Source organism: Parapedobacter tibetensis, from assembly GCF_024704835.1.
GTDB classification, from domain to species: Bacteria; Bacteroidota; Bacteroidia; order Sphingobacteriales; family Sphingobacteriaceae; genus Parapedobacter; species Parapedobacter tibetensis.
On record NZ_JAMXBE010000001.1, the window covers coordinates 530,904 to 557,611 of the forward strand.

General features: G+C 46.3%; 26 protein-coding genes. 8 read left to right on the forward strand and 18 right to left on the reverse strand.

Annotated elements, in window-relative coordinates; all coding sequences use genetic code 11:
* Nucleotides 1-2 precede the first annotated feature (2 nt).
* The 6 genes from NF543_RS02000 to NF543_RS02025 form a co-directional block, all read right to left on the reverse strand.
* Nucleotides 3-383, reverse strand: coding sequence for a VOC family protein (locus tag NF543_RS02000; RefSeq protein WP_257666411.1), 381 nt, complete (start codon nt 381-383; stop codon nt 3-5).
* A gap of 159 nt (nt 384-542) precedes the next feature.
* Entirely contained in the window at nt 543-1,358 is an 816-nt protein-coding gene (locus NF543_RS02005) for a DUF6597 domain-containing transcriptional factor (RefSeq protein ID WP_257666412.1), read from the reverse strand.
* A gap of 81 nt (nt 1,359-1,439) precedes the next feature.
* Complete coding sequence (locus NF543_RS02010; RefSeq protein WP_257666413.1) at nt 1,440-1,862, reverse strand: hypothetical protein; 423 nt, start codon at nt 1,860-1,862, stop codon at nt 1,440-1,442.
* Entirely contained in the window at nt 1,846-2,610 is a 765-nt protein-coding gene (locus NF543_RS02015; RefSeq protein ID WP_257666414.1) for a methyltransferase domain-containing protein, read from the reverse strand. The genes NF543_RS02010 and NF543_RS02015 overlap by 17 nt, the downstream gene beginning before the upstream one ends.
* The gene (locus NF543_RS02020) at nt 2,598-3,338 is read right to left on the reverse strand and encodes a DUF2071 domain-containing protein (RefSeq protein WP_257666415.1); all 741 of its coding nucleotides are present in this window, start codon (nt 3,336-3,338) and stop codon (nt 2,598-2,600) included. Before NF543_RS02020 ends, NF543_RS02015 begins: the two co-directional genes overlap by 13 nt.
* A gap of 1 nt (nt 3,339) precedes the next feature.
* On the reverse strand, nt 3,340-3,723 hold the full coding sequence (locus NF543_RS02025) for a DoxX-like family protein (protein ID WP_257666416.1): 384 nt from the start codon (nt 3,721-3,723) through the stop codon (nt 3,340-3,342).
* 107 nt (nt 3,724-3,830) lie between these two features.
* On the opposite strand from NF543_RS02025, the gene NF543_RS02030 reads away from it, so the two are divergent.
* Together NF543_RS02030 and NF543_RS02035 are read left to right on the forward strand one after the other, a co-directional pair.
* A complete protein-coding gene (locus NF543_RS02030) occupies nt 3,831-4,373 on the forward strand; it encodes a PH domain-containing protein (protein ID WP_257666417.1) in 543 nt (180 codons plus the stop codon).
* On the forward strand, nt 4,374-5,897 hold the full coding sequence (locus NF543_RS02035; RefSeq protein WP_257666418.1) for a PH domain-containing protein: 1,524 nt from the start codon (nt 4,374-4,376) through the stop codon (nt 5,895-5,897). It begins immediately after the preceding gene.
* A gap of 15 nt (nt 5,898-5,912) precedes the next feature.
* Here NF543_RS02035 and NF543_RS02040 read toward each other — a convergent pair whose 3' ends face one another.
* Nucleotides 5,913-6,668, reverse strand: coding sequence for an EcsC family protein (locus NF543_RS02040; protein ID WP_308378389.1), 756 nt, complete (start codon nt 6,666-6,668; stop codon nt 5,913-5,915).
* A 90-nt stretch (nt 6,669-6,758) separates the two neighbouring features.
* Here NF543_RS02040 and NF543_RS02045 point away from each other — a divergent pair, with 90 nt between their 5' ends.
* The gene (locus NF543_RS02045; protein ID WP_257666420.1) at nt 6,759-7,394 is read left to right on the forward strand and encodes a peroxiredoxin; all 636 of its coding nucleotides are present in this window, start codon (nt 6,759-6,761) and stop codon (nt 7,392-7,394) included.
* Nucleotides 7,395-7,459: 65 nt separating this feature from the next.
* Here NF543_RS02045 and NF543_RS02050 read toward each other — a convergent pair whose 3' ends face one another.
* Both NF543_RS02050 and NF543_RS02055 read right to left on the reverse strand, forming a co-directional pair.
* The gene (locus tag NF543_RS02050; RefSeq protein WP_257666421.1) at nt 7,460-8,572 is read right to left on the reverse strand and encodes a S1C family serine protease; all 1,113 of its coding nucleotides are present in this window, start codon (nt 8,570-8,572) and stop codon (nt 7,460-7,462) included.
* Nucleotides 8,573-8,660: 88 nt separating this feature from the next.
* A complete protein-coding gene (locus NF543_RS02055) occupies nt 8,661-9,269 on the reverse strand; it encodes an RNA polymerase sigma factor (protein ID WP_257666422.1) in 609 nt (202 codons plus the stop codon).
* A 68-nt stretch (nt 9,270-9,337) separates the two neighbouring features.
* On the opposite strand from NF543_RS02055, the gene NF543_RS02060 reads away from it, so the two are divergent.
* Together NF543_RS02060 and NF543_RS02065 are read left to right on the forward strand one after the other, a co-directional pair.
* Nucleotides 9,338-10,387 carry a polyprenyl synthetase family protein gene (locus NF543_RS02060; protein ID WP_257666423.1) on the forward strand — a complete coding sequence of 350 codons (1,050 nt, stop codon included), beginning with the start codon at nt 9,338-9,340 and terminating at the stop codon, nt 10,385-10,387.
* Between the two features lie 136 nt (nt 10,388-10,523).
* A complete protein-coding gene (locus tag NF543_RS02065) occupies nt 10,524-11,303 on the forward strand; it encodes an amidohydrolase (protein WP_257666424.1) in 780 nt (259 codons plus the stop codon).
* Nucleotides 11,304-11,363: 60 nt separating this feature from the next.
* Here NF543_RS02065 and NF543_RS02070 read toward each other — a convergent pair whose 3' ends face one another.
* The 6 genes from NF543_RS02070 to NF543_RS02095 all read right to left on the reverse strand — a co-directional run bounded on the left by NF543_RS02070 (nt 11,364) and on the right by NF543_RS02095 (nt 20,219).
* Nucleotides 11,364-11,840 carry a hypothetical protein gene (locus NF543_RS02070; RefSeq protein WP_257666425.1) on the reverse strand — a complete coding sequence of 159 codons (477 nt, stop codon included), beginning with the start codon at nt 11,838-11,840 and terminating at the stop codon, nt 11,364-11,366.
* A gap of 94 nt (nt 11,841-11,934) precedes the next feature.
* On the reverse strand, nt 11,935-12,831 hold the full coding sequence (locus NF543_RS02075; RefSeq protein ID WP_257666426.1) for a DUF6528 family protein: 897 nt from the start codon (nt 12,829-12,831) through the stop codon (nt 11,935-11,937).
* Nucleotides 12,832-12,847: 16 nt separating this feature from the next.
* Nucleotides 12,848-14,590, reverse strand: coding sequence for a RagB/SusD family nutrient uptake outer membrane protein (locus tag NF543_RS02080; protein WP_257666427.1), 1,743 nt, complete (start codon nt 14,588-14,590; stop codon nt 12,848-12,850).
* A 37-nt stretch (nt 14,591-14,627) separates the two neighbouring features.
* Nucleotides 14,628-18,101: a SusC/RagA family TonB-linked outer membrane protein gene (locus tag NF543_RS02085; RefSeq protein WP_257666428.1), complete on the reverse strand. Its 3,474-nt coding sequence runs from the start codon at nt 18,099-18,101 to the stop codon at nt 14,628-14,630.
* Between the two features lie 285 nt (nt 18,102-18,386).
* Nucleotides 18,387-19,541 carry a FecR family protein gene (locus NF543_RS02090; protein ID WP_257666429.1) on the reverse strand — a complete coding sequence of 385 codons (1,155 nt, stop codon included), beginning with the start codon at nt 19,539-19,541 and terminating at the stop codon, nt 18,387-18,389.
* Between the two features lie 96 nt (nt 19,542-19,637).
* Nucleotides 19,638-20,219: an RNA polymerase sigma factor gene (locus NF543_RS02095; protein ID WP_257666430.1), complete on the reverse strand. Its 582-nt coding sequence runs from the start codon at nt 20,217-20,219 to the stop codon at nt 19,638-19,640.
* Between the two features lie 423 nt (nt 20,220-20,642).
* Here NF543_RS02095 and NF543_RS02100 point away from each other — a divergent pair, with 423 nt between their 5' ends.
* A complete protein-coding gene (locus NF543_RS02100; protein WP_257666431.1) occupies nt 20,643-21,140 on the forward strand; it encodes an RNA polymerase sigma factor in 498 nt (165 codons plus the stop codon).
* Nucleotides 21,127-21,726: a hypothetical protein gene (locus tag NF543_RS02105; protein ID WP_257666432.1), complete on the forward strand. Its 600-nt coding sequence runs from the start codon at nt 21,127-21,129 to the stop codon at nt 21,724-21,726. Before NF543_RS02100 ends, NF543_RS02105 begins: the two co-directional genes overlap by 14 nt.
* 36 nt (nt 21,727-21,762) lie before the next feature.
* On the opposite strand, the gene NF543_RS02110 is transcribed toward NF543_RS02105, so the two are convergent.
* From NF543_RS02110 to NF543_RS02120, 3 genes are read right to left on the reverse strand one after another with little or no spacing between them, the layout of a single operon-like run.
* Complete coding sequence (locus NF543_RS02110) at nt 21,763-22,530, reverse strand: Rossmann-like and DUF2520 domain-containing protein (protein ID WP_257666433.1); 768 nt, start codon at nt 22,528-22,530, stop codon at nt 21,763-21,765.
* Entirely contained in the window at nt 22,530-24,980 is a 2,451-nt protein-coding gene (ccsA, locus tag NF543_RS02115; protein WP_257666434.1) for a cytochrome c biogenesis protein CcsA, read from the reverse strand. The genes NF543_RS02110 and ccsA overlap by 1 nt, the downstream gene beginning before the upstream one ends.
* Before the next feature lie 10 nt (nt 24,981-24,990).
* Nucleotides 24,991-25,425 (reverse strand): cytochrome c maturation protein CcmE domain-containing protein, encoded by a 435-nt coding sequence (locus NF543_RS02120; RefSeq protein ID WP_257666435.1) that lies wholly within the window; start codon nt 25,423-25,425, stop codon nt 24,991-24,993.
* Between the two features lie 236 nt (nt 25,426-25,661).
* Here NF543_RS02120 and NF543_RS02125 point away from each other — a divergent pair, with 236 nt between their 5' ends.
* A complete protein-coding gene (locus NF543_RS02125; protein WP_257666436.1) occupies nt 25,662-26,654 on the forward strand; it encodes a lipid A deacylase LpxR family protein in 993 nt (330 codons plus the stop codon).
* The last annotated feature ends 54 nt before the right edge of the window (nt 26,655-26,708 follow it).

Genomic DNA, 26,708 nt, shown 5'->3' on the forward strand with positions numbered 1-26,708 from the left:
GTTTATTGGGGTTGACTCGAATACGTCACAATATCAACACCTACACCATTGGGATCCTCAATAGCGAAATGTCGATCTCCCCAAGGTTCATCTCGGATATCGATTTTGATGTCCACACCTTTCGTTTTGAGTTCCTCATAAAGCGCATCCACATCGTCTACCTCAATGGTGAGATACATGCCCTGCCCTTGGAAAGCGGGATGGAAGAGGGGTTGTTGTGTGGGATGGTTGGGGAGCAAAAAGCTGATTTCCGCAGTGCGGTCAGGAGTGTGGAGCAAGAGGTAAAATTCGTTCTCGAATGTTACCCCAAAACCCAATGTCTCGGTGTAGAAAGCCTTGCTCTCGGCTAGCTTTTCGGTGATGATTCCAGCGTTTAATTTCATTTCGTTTTGTGTTTTACGGGCATCCATGGTTTGTGCACTCGCGGATACAAAGCAGCAAAGAACGGAAACCCAAGTGAATAAATATTGCATAACTCCATTGTTTTTGACTATGCAAAATTGTCCAGAATCCGCTACCATAAATTGTAAAAATCGGACAAGTTACCTCCCAAATGCCCGACTTGGCGTAACACCATAGAAGTTCTTGAATTCCTTGATAAAATGGGCTTGGTCATAATATCCAACATCGTAAAATAATTTGTTTTCCCGTAAGCTTTGCATGGATGGTTTGGCGCGGAGAATATTTTGGAAACGTACCACTTGGGAAAATGTTTTGGCTGTATCGCCAATATAATATTCGAATAGTCTGCGCAGCTGACGTGGACTGATACCGGTATCGATGTCGGTTTCTACGTTGAGTACACCTGATTTTTGCATGATGCTGGCGATTGCTCCATATAACCGGGGATCGGCATCCAATGAAATCCCGCTCAGGTGCCGGAGGAAATAGGTATCCAATATCGGTTTGATGGCTGTTATCGATTGGCCAGGCGCAAATGTTTCGGCAATGAATTTAGCCGTTGGTGGAACGACTGCATCGAGGCTTTCGGTACGGTTGCTCAACTGCGAAGCATCGGTTTTGAAAAGCTGCGGGAACATCGTGGGTAAAAACCGAATACCGATGTAGTGAAATGAGTTGTCCAGCTCAAATTCGGTATATTGTTTGCAGAAGCCCATCACAAAGCTTTCCAGTGGCTGAGCGGGCTCGAAGAAAATATCAATACAACCATCGGCAACCACGCGATATGTAAACGGGTCTTTTATAGGTTGCTTTGTTTTAAGCTCCCAATAGCAATAGATGTAGGGTTGTAATCGAAGATCGGGCAACACCTCCACATAGATCACCGATTCACCCGATTGCCGTACGGTGGGTTGTATGGGATTATAACCATTTCTTATGTTGATTGGTGTATTCAATGGTTAATTCGGTTATTTGCCATGCGTTCTATCATCATACCAAAGTTATGAAACAGTTTTCGTCAAACCAATGATAACGTTTTATAAACAATACATTTGACCTTTCCACCCCATCCAGAATATCGTTAAAAATACGGCACTAAGGTAAAGCCATAACATGGAAAACAGCACATGGATGATAGTTTCAAATGCCTTCCCTTTCCAAAGCTTGGCGGAATAACCGAAAAACTGCACCAATAGCCTGATAGCCCAAAACATCCCTATGCCCAATGCCAACTTGTGGCCCAGCGATGTTTCGATGATTTCCCTGGCAGAAGTGATGCACAACAGTCCGATAAGGCCAACTATTAACGCGATAAACAATGTATGTATATATAGCATCTGCCGGTTGATGAGGCTTATTCCACTCAAATCGACCTTCCAATCGAAATATTTGGGGAAGATGAGATGCACTAAACTCAAAGCGATGAGCAAAAAACCGATGATATTAAGGTTCAATTCCATGTTTTTCCAGTACAAAAGAGGTAATAAATGGTGTAATCTTTAGTTCTTTGGAGATACGTAAGCCGGCTTGCTTAAATATCCTTCGCCAAGATACCTTAGGGTAGAAATGGAAAAAACCAATATTGTATGCCAAAAAATTAGGCACATCACGCAGGTGTTCCGTTACAATAATCTTCCCGTTTCCACTTAGTATCCGTTTCAATTCACTAAAAAAGACGCTTCGTTCCCGATTATCCCGGATTTCGTGGGCGGAGAAAATAACAAAGACCATATCAGCATAGTCATCAGGTAAACTTACATCCGCAGTGCTGATTTGCTGTGTGCCAGGGTATGGCGGATAAGCCTTCCTTGCTCGCCTGATAGAAATTTCGGTATGCTTCGATGGATCATAAAAATCAAGAACGGTTAACACTGCATTGGGACACCGGTATTGAAACGACGCACTGGTTTCATCAAAACCTGCATGGATATTCACCACGATACCTCTAGTCGCCACCCCCAATTCATCCATCCAATGTAGTTGATAAAAACCCGACAAATCATACACATACATAGAAATCAGTAATGAAATGATGGTGCTAGCGATAATTAAAAGGCATAATACATTTCCGAACACCTGATACTGTTCGGGCAGCTGCATATTCAATAAGAAAAAGAATGCAACGAATACCGCCGCCAAGAGGTAAAAATGCCAATTGAACCGGATAATATTGCTGACCCCTTGCAAAGGTTTTCTTATTTGCTCCATTGTTCCGTTCCGCCTTTCTTCCAGTAATAGGGAATATCGTTGATGAGGAATGCATTGGCCAATCTTATGTCCTTGAAACCAAGCAAATCCAAAAATGAAAAATGGTACTCCCGCACATATACAGGTTTGGGTATCCAATTTTGCCGTACACCTTCAATGATCAATACGCTTTTTGTTTCAGATTGATAAGTAAATGTAAAGGGTAGGGGACCGGCAAACCGCCGTGCCTCTTTCCAGTCGGTAAAAGGGGAATGCTGGGGTAATGCAATGTCTGTGTGATGTGTTTCAACAGTTAGGTTAAAATCGGATTGGATAGATTGAATGGTAATGATATCACTCCGATGCTGTCGTTGTATATCTGTGGTAGCATAGTTGTAATGCGTAAAAACATTGCCGAAAAATTCCATCTTTTTCTTATCCGTTTCGGATTTGATGATATACAAGCCCCTCAATCGTTGTCCTACGTTGGAGTAATACTTGACGAATATGCGGTAGCCGATCAGGAAAAAATCATTTCCAAGTAGTTTAGGGAATCCCTTTGGTCGCAACCCCTTGGTTTGCACCATGGCTACCGCTATGAATGCCCATTGGTCATTGAAGATGTCCAATTGAAGGCACTCAGGGATTAAAGGCAAAAGTTCATTTTTCGGAATGGCAAACGTGAGGACAAGTGAACTTTCAAAGAATGCTTCAACCGCAAATGGATGATTTTTTAACCAGGGAAACATATCAGGAATTTGAGATTATTTTCTTCCCCAGCACAAATTCGTTAACATAAATGAGTGATATAAACATGAAAGCAAAAATAGCGTTTGCTTTTCCCCAAAGCAACAAATCGGGAACGGCAAAAAATTCAATGGTATTCATTGTAGCCACAATGATGATCTGAGCGATAGCACACAGTCGTTTTGTAATGCGGCTTAAAATCCAACTGGCCATGAAGATTTCCGCCATGCCAATGGCTATTGTCAAAGGTCGGGCATACTCCCTACCCAAAATCTCAGCGACAATTTGTTGGTGGCGGGGAACAAGGTTGAGGATTTTGCAGAAAAGGCCGTTCACCAACCATACTGTTGCAATGAAGATGGTAAGTATTTTATATGCATTCTCCATGATTGCTTTTTTCAAACATACTGAATATTGGCCATCAGGTCAACAAATCGGGATATCAGCCGTAATATTTTCCTATATTCGTCCATTCAGATTGTTAAGAATAGGCTATGGACCATTTTACGAATGACATGTTGGATGCGTCATCACTACCCAAACATGAGGAAGTCCAAATAACTCCCATCCACCCCAGCTATTGGAACGTGATTGTCTTTAATTTTGGCATCATCTTTTTGCTATTTGGCACAGCGTTAGCCACTATCGTTTTTAGCGCCTCCAACTTACGGCCATATGCTTGGTATCTGTTGGTCGCCTATATCTTATGGATGGGTTCGGTATTCGTCGTGCAGCGCATTGCTTTCCGTAAGCGGGGGTATGCCCTTCGTCAGCGTGATTTGATCTATAGACGAGGGGTTTTGGCTACGATCACTACCATCATCCCTTTTAACCGGATCCAGCATGTGGCACTCAACGAAGGTTTCCTGTCACGCTATTACGGATTGGCCCAGTTGCAACTATTCACGGCGGGAGGGGCATCGAGCGATATACGGATATCTGGATTGGTCAAGGATGAAGCTGAACGCATGAGGGAATTGATTATGCGACAAATCGCCGATGAAGAAACGGAGCAATCAGGGAATGGAATACAGTAAATGATGGCAAGCGTGGAAGCATCCGGAAATACAGCTTTTGATACCCCTCAAAGGCAATCCCGTGTCGGGATTTTGGTCGAATTCGCTTATACGTTGCAGCGTACGGTTCGCGCATTCTGGCCGGTATTCCTGTATTTGGCAATCCGGTTTAAGGAAGTGAATTTTTTATATGTCGGGCTAGGAGCCCTATTGGTGCTTGCTGCACTTGCGGTACTTGCCTATCTAAAATACCTGAATTTTGTTTTCCATATTGATGAAAGTCGAAGGGAATTCATACTCCATCGTGGGGTCTTCAACAAAAAACGGGTGGTGGTACAGCTCTCTAAGATTCAACAGGTGAATATCAACCAAAGCTTCATCCAGAAAATGGTGGATGTATATGCCGTGGAAATTGAGACCGCTGGAAGCGCCAAAAGCGAGGCAACCATCAAAGCCATATCCAAAGCATCTGCATTGGCGCTGAAAGAACGCTTGCTGGACGTAGCACAAAACAAGAAGGATCGAGTTGCCCCTCCCGGAGAAGGAGAAATTGCTGTAGAGACGCCTCCACCCTTTATCACGATCAGCCTTGGCAGCTTGGCCAAAGTAGGTATTACGTCCAATTACATCGAAAGTTTCACCTTATTGCTTGCCTTCCTTTACACCATTTATTCCAATGTAAAGGACGTTTGGTGGAATGAAAAGGATCAGGAAAGTCGCTTGCAGGATTTGGCCAGTTCCTTGGTCATCACGCAATCGTTACTGGTGGTATTCGGGATTTTAGTTGTCGTTACCTTCCTCATTAATCTATTGCGCATGATGATTCCCTATTTCCATTTCAATATCAGGAAACAAGGGCCATCACTCCTATTGTCCTATGGATTGGTCAACAGCAAAAACACCCTATTACGCCCCCATAAAGTACAGGTGGTGAAATTAATTACCAATTACCTCCAGCGGAAAATGGATGTATTGCGGATGGTGATACGCCAAGCTTCAAGCGACATCCGTACGGACAAAAAAGCGAGCATTCAAATCCCTGGTTGTAGCGGGACTGAAAGCAAGACTATATTAAAGCTAATTTTTGGGAAACACCCACAAAAAGGAATCATGCTTAAACCAAATATCCGTAGGATAATCAGTTCGATTGGTATTTTTATCTTCATTCCTATGGCGCTATATGTCGCCGTGGCTTTGGCCAATCCATTGGCCTATCAATATCGTTATCTTCTGCCCATATACCTTATGGTGGTGTCTGCTTTTATTTATTTCAGCTACCAAAACAACCGCTTGTTTATCAATGATCAATTCATCATCAAGCAACATGGCATCTGGGATATCCATACTGAAATCATCGAGCCGTTCAAAATCCAAGCCATCACTACCCGCCAAAACTTTTGGCATAGGCGTGTGGATATCGGGCATGTGACCCTTCACACGGCAGGAGGTGATATCACCTTTCGTTTTGCAGATTTTTCAAGGGTAAAGCCTTTTGTAGACTACTGGCTTTATCAAGTGGAATCCTCGGAAGAAGCATGGATGTAGCTTTAGGAGGCTAACCTATGAGGTTTCCAACATCCGCATCCGATAGCAATTCATGGCTGTAGTGCCCAATTGTTGTAGTAGACGATAATTGACCACGGCGCCCACTGCAGCACCGATGACTGGAATGAGTTGGGCCATCTTGGCTAAATCAAGGTAGTCCCTATACTCTAATTGGAAGGTGCGCCAATCAAAATGGTCGACATCGTCCGGGAGGCTTTCAGCATAGGTATCCCAATGGAGAAGTCTTTGATAGACTTCAGCACGATGCTTATGGCTGGAGAAAGCCAACTGGAATACCGTCAGTAAAAAGAGCCGTTCTTTATATTGCCGCACGTCATAGCCATAGGTAGCAGCTATATCAAACAACATCTTTACTTTGATAGCCAACAGCGCAGGGAAATCTGCGACACCCATCAATATGCCTCCAGCCCCGGTAACGGCACCCTCCACTGAAGCTGTTTTTTTGTAAGTTTCGATGAGTTTTTTGACATATGCCTCACACAGCTGGAAACTCTGGTGTGTCTTGGGTAAAGTGGTGGTGTATCGCGCACCAAAAAGTACGCCTTTCACCATCTTTTCAATGGTATAGGTAATGGCCCGATGGATTTTTTCAGGGATGAGGTTATTGAGCTTGGTCTGGATATTTTTGGCCCATACGCTTCCAATTGGTTGCCGTTTCGTCATTTTATGTTTCCAAAATGACAACTCAATCATGACTCGCTTTCGGTATAAGGGTGTCATTTCCACTGTAATCATTTGATGAACGTACATTGCATTTTGTTACAAAAAAATGATACGAATAACGTTGGAGTTTATTTAAATCCACTAACTTTGTAGACTATAAAAAAGGAGGAACAAAATATGAGCTTACGATTGGGTGATACTGCGCCAAATTTCAAGGCGGTAACGACAATAGGAGAAATCGACTTCTATGATTATACCAAAGACAGTTGGGTAGTACTGTTTTCGCATCCTGCGGACTATACCCCGGTATGTACAACGGAACTGGGACGCACGGCCCAGTTGAAGGAAGAGTTTGACAAACGTAATGTAAAGGTATTGGCTGTAAGTGTCGATCCACTCGACAAACACACCGGCTGGATCAACGACATCAATGAAACACAAAACACGGAAGTTAATTTCCCGTTGATAGCTGATGAGGACCGCAAGGTATCTGAATTATATGACATGATCCATCCCAATGCTTCAGCCACTGCTACGGTACGGTCAGTATTTATCATTGGCCCAGACCATACGGTCAAACTGACCCTTACCTACCCTGCATCAACTGGACGTAATTTTCAGGAAATTCTTCGGGTCATTGATTCATTGCAGCTCACTGCCAATTACAGTGTGGCCACACCGGCTGATTGGGCGCATGGTGAGGATGTCATTGTGGTACCAGCTATCGCGACGGAAGATATCCCCGCAAAATTCCCAAAAGGGCATAAGGTTATCAAGCCTTATTTACGTACTACACCGCAACCGAATATTTAAAAATAAAAAACCTCATAGGTCTCGAAAACCTATGAGGTTGATATTGGTTTTGTTTCACAAAGATCCTAAAAGACCCTTACCATATATACATAATCCTGGATCCTTTTCACTTGTTCGGTACGTCCAAGCCCGTTGAGCATGTTTTTCTTATTAATGATCAGCTTGTTGTCCAGCGAATCCGTTGGAATAGCCGATATGGATTTCAGAAGTGCTTCGGTTTTGATGGCAAACGAGGCTCCATCGATACCGGTTTGCTTACCACTGATAATACCAATGACATGGCCCTTGCTATCTAGCAAGGGGCCGCCGCTATTACCAGGGTTAACCGGGATAGAAATTTGGTAAGCTGTGGTATCGCCCGCATATCCAGTACGTGAGCTGAGATAGCCTTGTCCATATACCACCTCATCACGCGGGAACCCAATGGTAAACACATCTTCCCCGATATCCGAAGCTGCTTCCTTGAAGGTATACGGCGCAGCTTTCAGCATTTTGAATGTACTATCACTGATATATAACATCGCCAAATCGTTGGTGGGATCTATATACACTACATTGGCTCTGAACGATTCCCCTTTGGTATTCTGTAAATGGACGGAATCCGCGCCTTTCACCACGTGATAATTGGTCAGCACATAACCATTTGCCGAGACAACAAAACCTGTGGCACCGAAATGGCCCTCAGCGGGATTACCTTTCCGTTGTTCGTTGTTGATGTTTCTGATAACCGCATTTTGGGCATTCACGTTCTTCTTCACCGTATTCATATCCCGGCGCAATGCGCTATAATTGGAAGAGGTCTTCTCAATAGTCTTGTAGTATCCAGATAACCATAGGGTGGAAAATACAGCCACGATGGCCACGCTGGCCGCAACCAGTGAATTGATTTTAAACTTATTCCATAATGTGACGACGAATGGCTCATGGCGTTTATTGGTCAATGAAACCCCAGAAGCGTGGTACTTAGTCGCCACCGATGCCAACGTATTTTTCAACGCTGCCCTATCCGTGTGATCCTTGAGTTGTTGGAGAAAAAACTGATGTGTGGCCAATTGCTCCGCCGCATCCGTATTTTCTTCGCAATACTTCTCAAAAGCCTCCCGTTCACTGTCGTTTAGCTCATTTCGCAGGTAGCCGTCTGCCAATGTCATGAATTCCTGCTCATTCATCTTATCCATTTCATTACAATATTAATCATCTATTAAAAGGTAAAAGGCTTAGTTCACCTTCCGTTGGAAGTGCCGTTTGGCTCATCCATGCGGTTGACTATTCCCCATTACTTTCTATTACTTTTTTGCTATTACTTTTTGCTGTAAAAAACAATTTCTTCAACCGTTGTAAGCATTTGTATTTTTGTGTTTTGGCGTTATCCGCATTGGTATATCCAAATTTTTCACAAATCTCCTGCATGGAGAGATTCAGTATATAAAAATCCTGAATAATGCTACGACAAGGTTCTCCCAATTTATCCAACGCCTCTTCCATCAACGACAGATGCATATCCTTTTCCAGATGTTGGACTAAATCTTCTTCAACAGGTATGGTTTCCTCATAACTGCTGATATCGTGAAATGCCCGTCCCTGATACCCCAATTGCTTGAGCCATAGCCGCCTGCATACGGAGTAAATATAAGTTTTCAACTTGCTGCTCAGCTCAAAATTACCACGCTTAATCCTATCGAATAACACGATGACAGCTTCTTGGAAAACATCTTTGGCTTCCTCCTCCGTACCGTTGTTTTGAACAACCATGTTCAATATCATGGGAAAGTAATCACTGTATAACCCCGCTATAGCTTCGGCATTTCCAAGGGCAATGCCTGCGATGGTTTCCAGATCCGCTTCTGGTACGTTAGATTTACTTAATTTACTCACTAATTAATACGCTTATGCCCAAATAGTAACCCATATATCCCACCAAACGTACCATATTTTTTTTGATTTTGAAACCGCACAACCGTAAAGGGGCACATTCCAGACCGAATACCTATCTTAGCCGCAAAAAACGCACAGTAGTCATGCATGACATCGCCGCATTGCAACATCGAATCGCCCAAGAATTATTAGATATCGGGATTCCCGAACAACCTGAAAACTTGTATGACCCCATCAGGTACATGCTGCAAATTGGCGGTAAGCGAATCCGGCCATTGCTCACCTTGATGGCAGCCGACCTATTTACTATACCCGACATGGGACAGGCGCTACCAGCCGCACTAGCCATCGAATTATTCCACAATTTTTCTTTAGTGCATGACGATATCATGGACAATGCACCCCTGCGGCGTGGACAGCAAACCGTTCACGAACGGTGGAATGATAACATCGCTATCCTATCCGGCGACAAGCTGTTAATCATGGCATACACCCAGTTAGCAAGGTGCGATAGTGACAAGTTGCCGCCACTAATGGAAACATTCAATACAATGGCCGCTGAAGTGTGCGAAGGCCAGCAATTGGATATGGATTTCGAAAACAAGATATCCGTTGGAATCGATGAATACATCCAGATGATTCGGTTGAAAACATCCGTTTTATTGGGTACGGCTTTGAAAATGGGGGCTATACTGGCTGATGCGCATGAAACCGATGCAACGCTAATCTACCATTTCGGCGTAAATGTGGGTATCGCCTTCCAATTGCAGGATGATATCCTCGATGTATATGGCGACCCCCAGCATTTTGGTAAAAAAAGAGGTGGTGATATCCTTGCTAACAAAAAGACATACCTATTGGTAAAGGCCTTGGACATGGCTGATGCCGAAACGAAGGCAGAATTGACACACTGGCTCGCAGACCGCAGTCAACCCGCAGCGAAGATCGACGGGGTGACTGCCATATATGATAAGCTGGGTGTGCAGTCGGCGGTCGAGGCCGCCAAGCAAACCTACATCCAACAGGCATTCATGGCCTTGGATAATGTTAGGGTGGAAAGCACTCGTAAAGCCCCATTGCGAACACTGGCTCAAAATTTGCTCGTTAGAACGCAATAAGGGATTTCTACTAAATCAATGTTAGTTGGCCGTAAAAAATGCAACATAGAAGATATGGTCTTTACTTTTTACGTTTTTATTCCTAACTTGTACTTTTTCGCACACCATTTATAAATGGACACCATAGTTTTCGTGTATGGATGCATTAAAAATCACTACTTTCCAGGCATATCTGTTTTGGGAAAACATCGATAAAAACTTGAGTAACCTGTCGCTCAGGCTGTCTGCAATCCGGGAAAAGACCGATTTGATTGTACTGCCTGAAATGTTTAATACCGGTTTCACGATGGATGTGGAGAAATGTGCTGAAAAATCAGATGGAAAGACTATGCATTGGATGCTAGAAACGGCGCAGCAGTACGATTGTGTGGTGGCGGGCAGTCTCATCATTGAGGAAGAGGGCCTTTATTACAATCGGTTTATATGGATGACCAAAGATGGTAATTATGTGAAATATGATAAGCGCCACCTCTTTGGAATGGCGAAAGAAGATGCTGTTTTTACTCCCGGAAACCAACGGGTAATCGTCGACCTCAATGGTTGGAAAATATGTCCCATGATATGCTATGACCTTCGTTTCCCAGTCTGGTCGCGCAACCTCAATGGTGCCTATGATATCTTACTTTACGTAGCGAATTGGCCTGATAAACGTTCGGCACACTGGCGGAGCCTAATCCCTGCAAGGGCCATCGAAAACCAAGCGTTCGTCATTGGTGTAAACCGTGTGGGGCATGATGGTAACGAGATTTATTACTCGGGCGGCTCCATGTGTATCTCCCCGGGAGGAGACGTGGTTTATTACAAGCCCGAATATGAAGATCTATATACGTTTACCATTTACCGCAAAGACATCGATGACGCGCGGGAAAATCTCCCTTTTCTAAAGGATATGGACGATTTCAACCTCCAAGTTTAGCTCCTAGCATTCGCTTATAAAACTGATGACTGAAGGCCGAAAGCTGATTACCGAAAACTGTCATTGATACGGTCGTTCAAGGATTGCTGCTTTAATCACCGCATCGCGCAGGTCAAATGCTTCCTCATCCTCCAATACATTGGAATCTGTTAGTTTACTTACCTCTGTCTTTTTAGGTATCACTGTCTGTTTACGAAGAGGTTGACGTATACGTTTCACCTCGTCTTTGGTCAATACGCCTGAATATTCGTCAAAAACCTCTTGCGCGGGTAGCTGTTTTTCGTCCATCCGAGGACTGTTGTGCTGGATGGTTCGCCGTGGGGCAGGTCGCTGTGGGGCAGGTTTTTCCCAGTAATCCGGTATCTGAGGTTCTTCCTCATCAGGATACCCTTCAAAAGGCTGTCTGTCGGTTTCAACAGGAGTCCGCGGCTGCCCGGGGTTCCGCTTACGCGCCTTTTCCTTTTCCTTCTGGAAATTGGAGTACGCCTGAGCCCCAAAGATGATTGCGGCGATGAGTATCGGGATTATGGTTTCCATAAATATAAAGGTATGGAAAATATTTTTCAGGACGTAATCTTATATGACACGGATGGCATTACCCCTAAGCCTGGTACGGATGTTCCGTTGAACGTCAGTGCGTAAACCGTACTTTATAGAGCTTGAGGTTGGGCATATCAATGGTTACCTTGGGGTTTCCGATATAGATATGATGAGTCCACCATTCGATTTCGCCCTTGGTGTAGGCCAACAGGTCCGTATCGCCATTGAAGTTTACGGATTTTACATTAGCCACATCCAAAAGAGGTTCAAAAGGGGTGAACGAACCCGTGGATGCTTCAAACTGCCATACGTTTTTATGTGTCGTCACCAGCATATGATCACCATCAATGGCCGATAAATCATGTCCACCATTATCGGGTAGCGTCCAGTTGTCTACCTGGCGAAGCGTCGGCGCTGTTTCCCAATCCACCAGTTCATAAGCTAAAAGCCGGTCATAGCCCAATGCATATAAACGCTGTGAGCTGGGCTGCCATACTACCCCATGGCCAGAATACAACGTGTCTTTGAACAGCACGTGCTCCGGCTGCGAGCTGTCGTATATTTCCAGGCTATTACCCCCCGATGCGGTGGAGTTGGCTACCACTATGCGGTTATTTGGCAGAAATTCTACCGAATGGGCATTGGGTGTACTCGCATAGAACAATGCCGTTTTCTCTTGGATATCGATCAATACGGTAGCGCCTGAAGATGAACTAACCAACAGTTGTTTTCCATCAACCGAGGGTTTGCAGTCATCGATCGACCGCAGCTTGGGCAAGTATTCCGGCGGTAGGTTTTCGGTTTCGGCGGCGCGCCAGTGCCAAACCGTATCGGCATGGCCATTCGCGTGGATATCGAGGTGATACACTTGGTCGTCGCCACAGGCGTAAAGTGAAACCAACGGTGTTTCCCCGCCGTTACGCTGCTGGCTGTCGGGTTGGCTGCATGCAGCCAACCCCGCCAAAATGATGATGAATGATCGTGTCATTGTTTATGTTTAATTATCAAGGCTGCCATCCTTCGTTTTGCTCCAGGTTCGGGTTCAGGGTGAGCTCTTCCGTAGGGATGGGATTGAGGTACTCCCAATCTTCGAACGCAGGCAATTGCTGGTTGAATGGCCTGATACGGCCTTCGGTACCTCCGGAAAGCCCGTGCACATTGGCCATACGGAAATACTGCACACCCGAAAGCTGGTTACCTGGAGCCGATTGGCTGCTCAGATACACGTAGAGGTCGGGCTGGCCATCGCGGTCCAGGTCGATGTATTCCTGCAAACCGGGTATGTAGATGCCCTCGTACGTTTTGCGGAACAGGTGACCGGCTTTCCAGCGTTTGAGGTCGTCCGGTCGAAACCCCTCAAAAGCCAGTTCAATCCGCCGTTCGCGCCTTACCTCGAGCAGCAACGCGTCTGCAACATCGGGATAAAGCACCTGCTGGGTGGCATCGAGGGCAACATCCGCTTGAAGGGGTGGCAACGCCACGCGCTCACGTATCTTGTTGATGGATTGGTCTAACCCGTGCTGGTCAAGCTGCCCCAACTCGGCCTTCGCTTCGGCGTAGTTCAACAGCACTTCCGCATAGCGGATAATGATCACGTCGCGGTATCCACCCCCTTGGTCTTCGATGGGTGGCCCTACGTGCTTATGGATCATGTATCCGGTAGCGTTTTGGGCGAAATCCGTGACGGTCTTTTCCGTGGTGCCTACGCGTACATATCCCGGATACACCAGCGTTTGCCATAGTCGTGGATCACGGTCGGCAAATTCTTCATAGTAGTCCATTTCCTGCCGTTGCGTTTCGTTGGGATAGGCCACTGGGAAGGTGCGCCCATCAGCCATAAGGTACGAAGATACGAGATCTCGGGTGGCTCCATAGTTGCCATTGGAAGTGAATAATGGTGTGTAATAGAAGGTCTGCGTATCCGATGAACGTGCGAGGATGACCTCCTCTGTATAGGTATCCTTCGGCTGGAAGAGGTTGAAATAGTCGGTGTTTGGGCTACCGGTACTATACAATGCATATACGCCACTTTGCATGAGCGTTTCACTCGCAGCCACAGCCAATTCGAGGAAGCGCTCGGCATTAGTAAGGCCCGCATCCATATGATATTTACGCCAAGTGCCCTCATATAGTGCAATACGGGATTGCAAGGCAAGGGCGGTCCACCTGGTAATCCGGTTCTTGGATTTAGTTTCAGATAGGTGTGTTGCTGCGAACTGGATATCGGCCATGACCGAATCCATCACCAGCTCCCTGCTGTCGCGTGGCTTATAAAGTTGTTCATCGTCAGTGGTGTTCAACACGGTGGAGTACCAAGGCACATCACCAAATTGCTGTACCTTCCTGAAGTAGAACCATGCTCGGAAGAACCTGCCCAAGGCGAGATACTGCAGCTTAACGTCAGCGGAGATGGTCGATTCGCCACTTTTTTCGATAAAATAATTAATGTTGCGCAACTGTGTCCAACTCCACCCACCGCTGCCCAGGGATGTCGGAAAGACGTAATCTTTCCGCCGGATGGCTGGTGGATTGGTGCGGTGCTCAACATTATCGCTCGCAAAATCGCGCGTGAAATCTTCCCGTGCGATGTCGTTGTAGAAGCTGTTGGAGAAACTCTCCAGACCGCTTTCGTTCGCCCAGAAAGCATCAGATTCGCCGATCTGCGTGGTGGGCTCCAAGTCCAAATACCTATCATTACAACTGGCCATCAGGACCATGGTGGATAAAATCAAAGAAAATCGTTTCATTTCGTTATTGATTATGAAGTGCTTGTAACTACTTGTTTTAAAAATTGGCTTGTATGCCAAATGAATAAACCCGTTGCACGGGATATGCCGTGCCTAATCCCACATTGCGAGCATTCGCATCGGGATCTTTTACCAAGCCCTCTGGATCCAAACTGAAGTGTAAGCCGGTAGCTTCCCAAAGGTTTTGACCGGAAGCATAAATCCGGATACTGCTCAACGGGATCTTCCGGAGTGGTTTGCTGACCGTATAGCCAATGACCAAGTTCTTCAACCGGATGAATGAAGCATCCTGCAAATATTTCGTTTGCGGTTGGCCGAGATCGTTCGACGCCAAGGCGACATATCCCTGCGGACGGGGAAAATATGCGTTGGGGTTTTCGGGAGTCCACCGTTCTTCTACGGTGTGCTTGAGCATCACCTGGTACTTACGGTTATAAGGGCCCCAGAAGTTGACCGCCTCAGAGCCCGGATAGATATCCTGTTTGCCTACCCCCCGGAAAAAAGCATTGAAATCGAACCCCTTCCAGGCAGCATTCAGGGTGATGCCGAATTGATATCGGGGTGTCGAGTTACCGATTACCTGGTAGTCGCCGGGGTTATCCAGCGTGCGGTCTGCCCACGAAATTACGCCATCGTTGTTTACATCTTCGAACTTGATGGTACCAGCCGCCGCATACGATTTATAGGCGCTGGTGGCTAGCAAGGGGCTATTCTGCGCCTCTTCATCGGTCAGGAAGTAACCCAACGTGTTGAGTCCCCAAATTTCGCCGATTACTTGGCCCACGTAGTAATCTTGCAGGTAATTTGTGGGGTTGTAGTAATCCGTTATCACCGACTTGTAGTCAGACAGGTTGGCCCGCACACCGTAACCGAACTCGCTGCCTCCCAACCGGATCCGGTCTGCCCAGCCCACACTAAGTTCCCATCCGCGGTTGCGTAGCTTGGCGATATTTTCCTTGGGTACGTTGGCACCGAACACCGAGGGTAGCGACCTGAAGTTGGCCAGCATATCCATTGTGGTGCGCTGGTAATAGTCGAACGATCCGACCAGGCGGTTGCGGAGGAAGGCAAAGTCTATCCCACCTCCGAGGGTTTCGATGGTTTCCCATGTGAAATTGGGCGACCGTGGTGCGGGCACAGACGTGTAGCTCACGCGCTCGCCATCGAGGGTAAAATTAGACAACGCTACATTCAGGATCGGAAGGTAATCATACGAGCCGATATTGGCGTTGCCGATACTGCCGTAAGAAGCACGGATTTTCAGGTTGTTCACTACGGATTTCAATGGGTCGAAGAACCCTTCTTCCGAGAGGCGCCACGCCGCGGAGCCCGCGATGAACCCTTGGCCGCGGTTTTCCCTGGTAAATTTTGAACTAAGAAAATACGAGCCGTTTATTTCGAAGAGGTATTTGCCTTGCCAATTGTAGTTCACTCGCGAAAATACGCTTCGTGAGGAGTTCCGGTTATCTTCATCGCTCACTTGGGCCATGCCTGTGGCGAGGTTTAGCGCGCGTTGGGGCAGCGCCAGCGGGCCTATGCGTTCACCATAGTTATAGCGGTAGTCGTAAGCTTCCTGGTTATAACCGCCCATGATGGTAAAATCATGGCCACCCAGCACCTTGCTGTAGGTAGCATAGGCATTGATGTTGTGCGTGGTGGTATTGCCCTGGCTACGGTACACTTTGGCCGGCCCAGCATCTGAGTAAAAGTCCAACACGATGTTGCGGTTATTGAACGAGTTGGAGAGGTAGGGTCCCGCGTTGTCCCACCATCGCAAACGCGCAACGTTGCGGAACTGGTAGGTGGCATCAACGTGTACTTTCAGGTCGTTATCCAGAAACGACATATCAAGTCCCAAGGTACTCTTCGCATCGTGGTCGTCATCCTGAATGCCGGATTTGTCACGTAGGAATTCCTTGTAGAATCCGAGATCTGTAGGCACCGATTGGCCGTCCACCTCCACATATTCCGGCATCATCGGATGCGAATTTTCAATGAAACGGAATACGTTTGACGTGAAGTTATACAGGAACTGGTTGGGATGCTCCTCGTCGCGCTTTACCAGCGTTGTATAGTTGAAGATGGAGATGTGGTCATTGATCTTGTAATTCAAGTTAGACCTCAAGCCGTAGCGGTTTATCTTTTCGGGTTTGAATTTAATGAGACCTTCCTCGTAGTTGAAATCCGCAGAGACATAGTATTGGAACCTGTCAGTCCCCCCATTGACATTCAGCCGGTGGTTCTGTTTGGGGGTATATTTGCGCAGCCACTCCTTATAATAATTGTATACCTTTCCGCCCACAAGCAGGTTGGGGCGTCCGCCGATTTCCGCCACTTGCGCATAAGGAAGTGATGGATCGGCCGCTACCTGCTTGGGATATTCTACTTGGGCATCGGTCCAATAGGTTTGGCCAATATTCCCGTTGAACTCGTTTTGGTTGATTTCCAGGTAATCCATGGGGTTGTCATATACTTCCGGAACTCGTGTAGAAGCGCTATATCCGAAGTAATTGCTGTACTGGATTTGCACACCGTCCTTCCTCCCCTTCTTGGTGGTTACGAGAATCACCCCGAACGAGGCCCTTGCTCCGTAGATGGCGGTGGAGGCGGCATCTTTCAGGATGGAAATATCTTCGATATCCTGAGGTGGGATGTTGTTCAAGTCTGTACCCGACTGGGGCACGCCATCGATGACGATGAGCGGGCCGCCCTCATTTATGGAGGTGGTTCCCCGGATATTGAACGACGCCGCTCGGCCCGGCTTTCCATCTGCTATGCCGACGTTGACCCCAGCCACCTGGCCCTGCAGGGCCTCTCCAATGGTGTTTACCTGCAAAGCTGCAAGCCGCTCGCCGTCAATCCGGTCTACTGCGCCGGTAAGGTTCACTTTCTTTTGGATACCATAGCCCACTACCACCACTTCATCGAGGTCGCTCACCACAGATTGCAGCGTAATATTGATGGTTGTTCCTTCGCCCTTCATGGAAACTTCCCGCTGTCCATAGCCCAATAGGCTAAAAACAAGACTAGGCTCGCCCGCAGCGGGCAACACCAGGCTATATCTTCCCTGTGCATCCGTAACGGTGGCCAAATTCGTGCCCTTTACCGATACCGTGACGTCGGCCAACGGCTCCCCCTCGCTGGATATTACAATGCCGTTTATAGTCCGTTGCTGCTGCACGATCGGCGCCGCCACCACAACTCCCACTGGGTGGCGCTCATACCTAACAAGGATATTGCTATCCACAATCTTGAAGGAGTAGGGCTTGCCCGTTAAAGCTGTTTGCATCACTTCTTGTACCGTGGCGTCCTTTAGCTGCACGGATACATGCATCCGCGACAACTGGGGGTCATTGTGTACCACCACGTAGCCTGTTTGCTCCTTGATAGCCTTGAATACCTGCGCAATCGGGGCGTTGTTCAATCGGATGGAGACCCCTTGTGCATGACCGGCAAAGGACAATTGCAGAAAGGGAAGTATGATCGCGCCAATCAATAGGTAAAACCGCATGATAATATTCCAAGAAAAAAGATGTCGATGTGTTAAAAAACGTATTGGTTCCCACGCTAACCATGGGCGCCATTTCAATGAAATGGCCATTGTGCACAACTGAAATTTCATTACCTTTGTGATGTTGGGTTAATAATTAATTCTACGTTCGTTTGGGATTATCCATCAATGGGTTAACTCACATTTTCGTCTTCTGATGGCAGTCAGAAGACGTTTTTCGTTACCCCTTCGGTGGAATTAAGTGCTGCGTTCTGTATCGTTCATATTGTTCCTCCTTATGGTTAGTTAATCTTTGGCGAGTATGGCGATCCGTTTTTCATCCCCTTTCATTTCAATGCGGTATTTCAGTCCGAAGTAGCTGAGCATTTCCATCGCCTTGGCTGCATTGTCGTGCCGATATACTTCTCCCCACAATTTCATTGTTGGTTTTTCACCCTCAAATACGACCGTTACGTCATACCAGCGGGCGATTTGACGCATGACCACTTCGATGTCCGAATTGTTGAAGCGAAACAAGCCGTTTTTCCACGCGATAGCATCGGCCACATCTACCTGGCTAATCGTGATGGCATTGCCCGCGTTTACGGTTGCTTGCTGATTGGGCTTGAGGACAATGGGTTTCATGGAGCCAAGCGATGTGAGCTGTACAGACCCTTCTATCAGGGTGGTTTTGGTGCTCGGCTCGTCGTTATAGCTATTGATGTTGAACTGCGTACCCAACACTTCCGCCTCCTGGCTTTCGGTGATGACTTTGAATGGATGGTGTCGGTCTTGAGCTACATCGAAATAGGCCTCCCCCTGGAGCTTCACAGTACGGTCTTCAGTAAAGACATTGGCCGCATAAGTCACTGATGAGGAAGCATTCAACCAGACCAACGTGCCGTCTGGTAGGCGAAGCTTGTACTGCCCTCCTCGGGGCGTACTGATCGTATGGTACGAAGGCGCTATACTCGTGTCGCCCGCACCTAGTCGATACGACAGCGTACCTTCATCATTCTTATAGATCTGACCGCCGGCCTGGCTAGCAATCATCCCTGAATCGGCGTTTTCCAGCACCAATTGCCGACCATCAGCAAGTGTCAACGTGGCTTTATCTCCGCCTGGGTAAATGTCGGCCGCATCCAATAGCACCGTCTGTGTAGACGCAATGCTGCTGTCCATCTGGTCGAGATACGGACGACCATACCACACAATCGCTAGGAGCAATGCTGCCGCGGCAAATGTCTTGGGAATCCAACCGATGCGTAGTCTCTTATTTCGTGGAAGGAGTTGATTGCGTATCTCCTCGACATCTGCCCGTACTTCTTCCTCCGGTATGGGGGCTGACGAGGGGGACGGCTCTAATTGCTGGTACCAGCGCTCCAGCAATGCATGCTCCTCCGCCGTGCATTCGCCCGCAAGATAGCGCGTTAATAGTCGATTGATTTGATCTTTATCCATGACTGCTGGTATACATGTGCTCCCCTATTGATACATATCAATCGAACCATAGCTAAGGCGTAGAAAAAAATAGAAAAAATTATAGTAGGGTATCCGTCATGCTGCCAGGATCACCAACATCAGGAGGTAAGCACCGAATTTGAGACGAAGTGTCTTCAGTGCATTGTTGACTTGCTTTTTGACGGTACTTTCTGATAAGGAAAGCGTTTGGGCGATTTCTCTGTGGCTGAGATGCTGCTCCCGGCTCATTCGGAAAATAGCTTGCATTTTTTTGGGGAGTTGGCTGATTTCTTCCTCGATTTGTTGCTTGACCTCCGTCTCAAGTATGCGTGTATCGGCGCTTTGATTATCCATAAAACTGTGGGTAAGCAGCGTATGGATGTATTTATCGTTGTGTTTCCTCCGAGCGATCCAATTGATAGTTTGGTATTTTATTGCCGCAAATAAATAACCCGATAGGCTGATGTCCGCGCGCAACGCTGCGCGATTTTGCCACAATGAAGCAAATAATTCTTGAACCAAATCTTTTGAGGCCTCCCTATCTTGGGTCTTATTCCGTACATGTATATACAATTTCTCCGCGTACCGGCTATAGATTTCCGAAAACGCCCGGGAATCGTCTTCTATTAAACGACTAATAAGCTGTTCATCTGAATACGCGTTGTAGCGGTTCTTCATAACATTCTTTCGTATTACATTTTTGTACAAAAGGTAACCTAGATATGCTCCGCGTCAAATTTCGCTTACCTACAAAAACTCATCATTACATGATTGTTAATAAATCTTCTCTTTTATTCTTCGGTTTACAATAAGCATTCAGAAAGGTGATACCTTTCAAGCAACAAAACTAATAAATTCTTTCTTGCTATTGCAACATAATCGGTGGAAGCACTTCAGCCCTATACAGGTACTTTTTGCGAGCGCTTTGTAGTAGTTTAGGGTATAAATGCAACACGAAGACCCGCTGAGTCTACTAGGATAGGGAAATTGATCACTAATAGTTGCCAGGGTGATCCGTAAGCATTTGTAAAAGAAAGGCAAAATAGCTTAGTTTGTAACAGGTAAAACCTAATGGCGTCCAATATCACGTAACTGCTGTCTATGAGTAACCAACGTTTATTATTCCAGCAACTGTTTGATGATAACTCCAAAAAAGTTTACCATCTCTGTTATGGTTATACCGGTGATGGCGATTCGGCAAATGACTTGATGCAGGAAACCTTTATCAAGGTATGGCAAAACCTCGATAAGTTCCGCAACCAATCACAACTCTCTACTTGGATATACCGCATCGCCGTAAATACCTGCCTTTCCTACCTGCGTACGGCAAAGCGCCGGGCGACCGACGAACTCAACGACAACATCATCGAAAACTACTCGGAGGAGCCATCCGAAAAACAGGAACAAATTGCATTATTATACAAATCCATTGCACAGTTGGAAGAAAATGAACGTATTATCATTACCATGGTGTTGGATGAGGTACCTTATCCCGAGATTGCCGAAGTGGCCGGTATCTCCGAGGGCAACCTCCGTGTGAAAATACATCGGATAAAACATAAGCTAACCGAAATATACAATAGAAATGAAAGGGTTTGATGATATACAACAGCTTTGGCAACGGCAGGAGCCGGAGTCAAGCGTTAGCTTTGAAACGATTCTGAAACGTGTCAGTGGCAGTAAAACTGCGATTGCCAAGAAGCTCTTCTGGCAAAGTGTGGCTATTGGGGTGGCGGTAGTGGTGCTGCTGTGGATGTGTGTGACCGTTGAATTTTCGACATGGACAACGTACCTTGCCTTAGCGATCATGATAGGCTGTATCGGTTATTATTTTGTGAACCAGCTGCGCGATTACCGTAAAATCAGCAAGAGCCACGAGCTACTGTCAAAACCACAGGATTATATCGATTACCTCAAGACGTTCAAACAGCGGCGCAATCGCTTCAACACCCGTAATTACGCCATCTATGAAACCTGTGTCGCTGCGGCGTTTGCTTTCTATGCCATTGAAATGTATTTCGTGCTACCGTTTTGGACGTTCATCGGTTTCATTCTGTTCATCGTTTTCTGGTTCTTGATTTGCCATTTCATCTTCATGAAACAATACATCAACAACGAGAACACGCGCATTCAGGAAATGATTGACAACCTCGAACGCATCAAAAGCCAGTTTGAAGAGCATTAGTGCACTACGACTATTTCGAGCGGGTTGCTATTATACTTACTTCTTATATTGCCGTAGTTGTTTACTCATCCGGGCATATAGTTCCTTCAAATCAGGGTGACCTTCTAACATTTCCAAGTGTTTTTCTATCGTACCCCTATCATTCCGTACCGCCGGTCCCGTCAGCACATCCTCGGGTAGATGTATCATCACCTTTTCGGCTGTTTCGAGAATAAGCGGCCTGATGACATCGAAGTCAAGATTATGTTCGTAGAGGATATCGGCACTGATGGAATAGAGATAATTAGTGAAATTGCAGGCAAACACTGCCGCTACATGGAGTGAAAGGCGCTGCTTTGAATCGCAGGGAAAAACTCGGTTTGACAAACTGCTTGCCAAATTTTCCAACTGTACATAGGTGGCCTCATCTGCCCCCTCAATAGCCAAAGGTATGGATGAAAAATCAACAGCCTTGGCTTTCGAAAAGGTTTGGAGCGGATATAACACACCATAATGCATAGTATACGCTGCAAGGACGGTCGCATCCACACTCCCTGCGGTATGCACAACAAGACCCTTTAGGTGAGTGGGTAATTGGGAAGCTACCTGCGCTATGGCATCGTCTTTCACGGCAATGATATAGGCATCGGCTTGGGAGTCGACATCGGCAAGGTTGTCGATAGCTTTCGCCTTTAATGCCTCTGCCAACAATTCGGCATTGGTTTTCGAGGGGCTATACACTTGGGCAATCCGATGCCCGACCTCGGTAAGCGCCTTGCCAAGATGCGTAGCCACATTTCCGCTGCCAAGCAATATGACGTCCATCAGGTTTTTTCGGGTTTGATTTCTTTATTGCGGCGAAGGATAGCCATGAAGAAACCGATGGTCATGACAATGGCTCCGCACCAAAGGAAGTTGATGTAGGGGAATTTGATGGCTTTAAAGACCACCCACTTCTTCTCGGGCACGGGTTTCTGGTATACCATCAGCTCCAGCTTGTCTTTTTCCGGCATGATGTTGCTAAACCGGAACCGTAGCCCCTGCTCTTCCACATCCTTGCTAAAATCGTATGTGGCGCCATCTTTGATGAGGAATACAGGTTCCACTTCGTACATTTGACCTTCGGCGGTGTGCACATTCAAGTGAAGCCCCACGATGACATCATCTTCCCCTTTTGGGATATTCTGCAATGTGGCATTTCGGTTAATACCTGTCACCACGATATACCCATTGCGGTAGCGTAGTGTATCGCCGATATTGGTTTCATAGATCGCTGGCTCTTCGTAATCCTCAAAACCGGTCTGTTCATCCGCTCCTTGGCTTTGCTGGTGTGTATCAGACATCGCTGCGGTGATGAGGGTGTAAATATCATGAGTGAGGTAATGCCGTGTGTCTGGTGTACCAATAAGCCCCCCCATTTGTGGGTTATTCTGTGCAAAAGGGCGGAGTTGGAAGCTTTCGGTGACCCTGCCTGTTTCCTCGTCTATTTTTTCGTAATTGATTTTGTAATACACATTGGGAGGAACTACGCTATCTCCTACATAGGTAATGCGGTAATCCCCCATCTGTACGGGTTCATCCTCGGTGAGGAATAGGTTATCGCCCGGTTTTTCCACTTGGTCAAAGCCAGCTACAGCGATATAACCGCTGTTGTTTACAGAAATCACTTCATTGGTAGCAGCTGCCACCAATGCACCGATGAGCAACAGCCCAAATCCGATGTGTGCCACCGCCGAACCGGTGAGTTTCCATTTTCCCTTGATGGCTTCACCCAATATCCGGCCGTTGGCCACAATCGTATACGTCGCGGCAAAAACCATCAGGATATACATGAAATTGGTATATACTTTGGTGACATACACCACGATGGCTGTTATCACCACGGCCACCACCAACGAGGCGATAGCTGACACATAGAATTTGCGGACATCCGTCCGCTTGTATTTCATGAATTGTGTAAAGGCTGAAAGTATGCCGATCACCACGGCAAAACCAGCCTGCCATTTATTGTAATGTTGTACCGGATCGATTGGTGGAGCTACCTTAGTACCAAATACCGCATTAAATACCGGGATAGAAGTGGAAGCAATGATTTGAACACACGCTACCGAGAGCACCAATGCGCCAATGAATAGCCAAAATTCGCGGGAATAAATGTCTTCTTCTTTTTGGGTGGATGGCATACGCTTCTTATGCTTCACAAGTAAGTATACCATGATGGCCAGGAAAATCACATTGAATGCGATCAATTGCCAAAACAAGCCCAAATCGGTGAAAGAGTGTACCGACGTTTCCCCCAATATACCGCTACGGGTGAGGTATGAGGCATAGATCACCAACACAAAACTGATCATGACCAAAAAGGTGGCCGTGAAATAAGAATGACCGGAATTTTTGTAGGCAACCATTACATGTACGGCCGCGATCAAGGTAAGCCATGGAATAATGGAAGCATTCTCTACTGGATCCCAAGCCCAAAAACCACCGAAATTGAGTGCTTCATAGGCCCAGAATGATCCCATGATAATACCTGCCCCTAAGGTCATCACAGCGAACAACGCCCAGGGTAATCCTGGCTTCATCCATTCTTTATAGCGTTGCTGCCACTGGCCAGCTACAGCATAGGCAAAAGGCACGACCATTGCTGCAAACCCTAAAAACAGCGTTGGAGGGTGGATGACCATCCAATAATTTTGAAGCAACGGATTAAGGCCTGTACCATCGGCTATCATGCTAACGTAATTGGGGTCGGAAAAAATGGGCCCCTGCATGGCTTCCCGTAATAAGATAAAAGGCGAACTTCCCACGCGTTCCCCAAAAATTTCAATACCAATCAGCATGGAACCCAGTACCGCCTGACATAGCATGATGATGGTCATCACCGGAGTTTCCCAACCTTTGGCTCGGAATACCAATAGTATTCCCAGCATGCCTTGCCAAAACATCCACAGCCAAAAGCTCCCCTCTTGTCCTTCCCAAAAACTAGAAATAATGTAGTGCGTGGGCAAAGACCTGGAAGAATGCGCCCAAGCATAATGATACTCGAAAAGGTGGTTGTAAATAATGTAATAGAGGCAACTGCCCAGCCCTAATACCGATACAATATTGATCCAGAAAGCAATACGGGCGATTTTTTGCCACGAATGGTCTTCCTTGTGCCGAGTAGCGAAATAATAACTGATGCAGGACAGCAACGCGGTTCCAAAGGAAAGAATAACAAAGAACTGGCCTATTTTGCCGGGCAAAAGGCTTTCACCTACATAATTTATATCCATCTACGTCAAATCAATTATCGGTTGGTGTTTCAGTAAACCCCATAATTTGGGCCGTTGACGCCTCAATCACTTCGACCTCGTCTTGGTTGTATTTAGAAGGGCACTTCATCAGAATTTTACTGGCGTGGAACTCATCTCCCACCATCTTACCCGTCAGTACGATTTGCTCCGAACGCTCGATATCCTGTGGCTTTGCACCCCTGAACACCACTTTGCATTCGGTGCTGTCATTGTCGTACATATGAAACGAAAAATGATTGGCATCTACCGTAGGGTCATAATATAGTGTTTTTGCCTTGTTGAGCACACCCACCACATATAGTTCAGATTGTTTCTCCCTCGCTTCCGTGAATGTGGAATAGGTACTCGAATCCGCATATATCACAATAATCATCGCAATGGCAATAGCGATAACGATGATACCTATTACCGAACTTTTCTTCATGTCATTATCCCCCAATGGATTAATACCGAAATGCAAAATTACGAATTGAAATATGAAGCTACGAATATTGCAAGTTATTGGTATTTTTTAGAATCGTTCTAAATTATATTGCTTTACAGGCATAAAGGCACAGGGTTATTGTAGTTCAAGCTTATGGCCAAATCCATAAAAATATCTTATGTTTGCCAATGCAGTGTATGGAGAACTGTATATAATGAAGAATTGTAAATCAGGCAATGCCCAACCACCTATACAATAAAAATAGCGGCTTTGCACGAATGCCTGCCGGTAGGAAAAGTATTTCAACCGGTATATTGCTAATTGCCTTCGTTTCATGCCTGGCACAAAAAATGCCTCGGTTGGAAATCCATTTCCAAAACGACAATGACCTCTACCTGTTTAACAGGCAAGACCAATACTATACCAATGGGTTGTTTTTCAATATCCGTAAAACAGTGGATAGCACAGCATTGGCACCCAAAGAAACGAATAGGCTATGGGGTATTACAATGGGGCAAAAGATGTATAATGCTTATACTGCCCAGATTCACCGCATAGAGGAGGTAGATCGCCCAATTACCGCCTATCTTTTTCTAGCTGCCAATGTAGACCGATATTTTGCCAACGAAACGTTCTTATCTTTCACAGCAGAAATCGGCACCATCGGACAGCGCGCATTGGGTCGGCAGTTCCAGGAAAGTATCCACAGGGTATTGAGACTATATGAAATCGCAGGCTGGGAGTACCAGTTGGAAAATGCCTTTGGCTTGGATGCCTCAATCCGGTATGGCGGTTTACTATATCGCAACAAGCGCCAATGGTTTGATATTTCAGCATACACAGAAGCAACCCTTGGATCAAACCATACCTCCTTAGCTGCCTCCCCAACATTCAGGTGGGGCAAAATCAATCCCCTACACCAATCCGCCCATTGGTCTGGCCGGTTACAGTCGAGGAATATGGCGGTGAAGCGCGAGTTATTTGCCTATTTTAGGCCACAATTGAATCTGGTCATTTATGACGCGACGATACAAGGAGGGTTATTCCGTCGTGATAAGGGGCCTGTTACCTATGAGCCCTCCCGTTGGGTATTGTCTAACCATTTCGGCGTAACGTATGCGCGAAATTCCCTGACGCTCAATATGCAATATATTTTTAATACCAAAGAATTACCAGGGATGTTCTTCAGGCACCAATATGGGTCTTTGGGGTTGAGTTATCGGTATTGATATTGGAACGCAGATGACGCAGATTGAACAGATTAGCACGGATTTTTAGAGCAA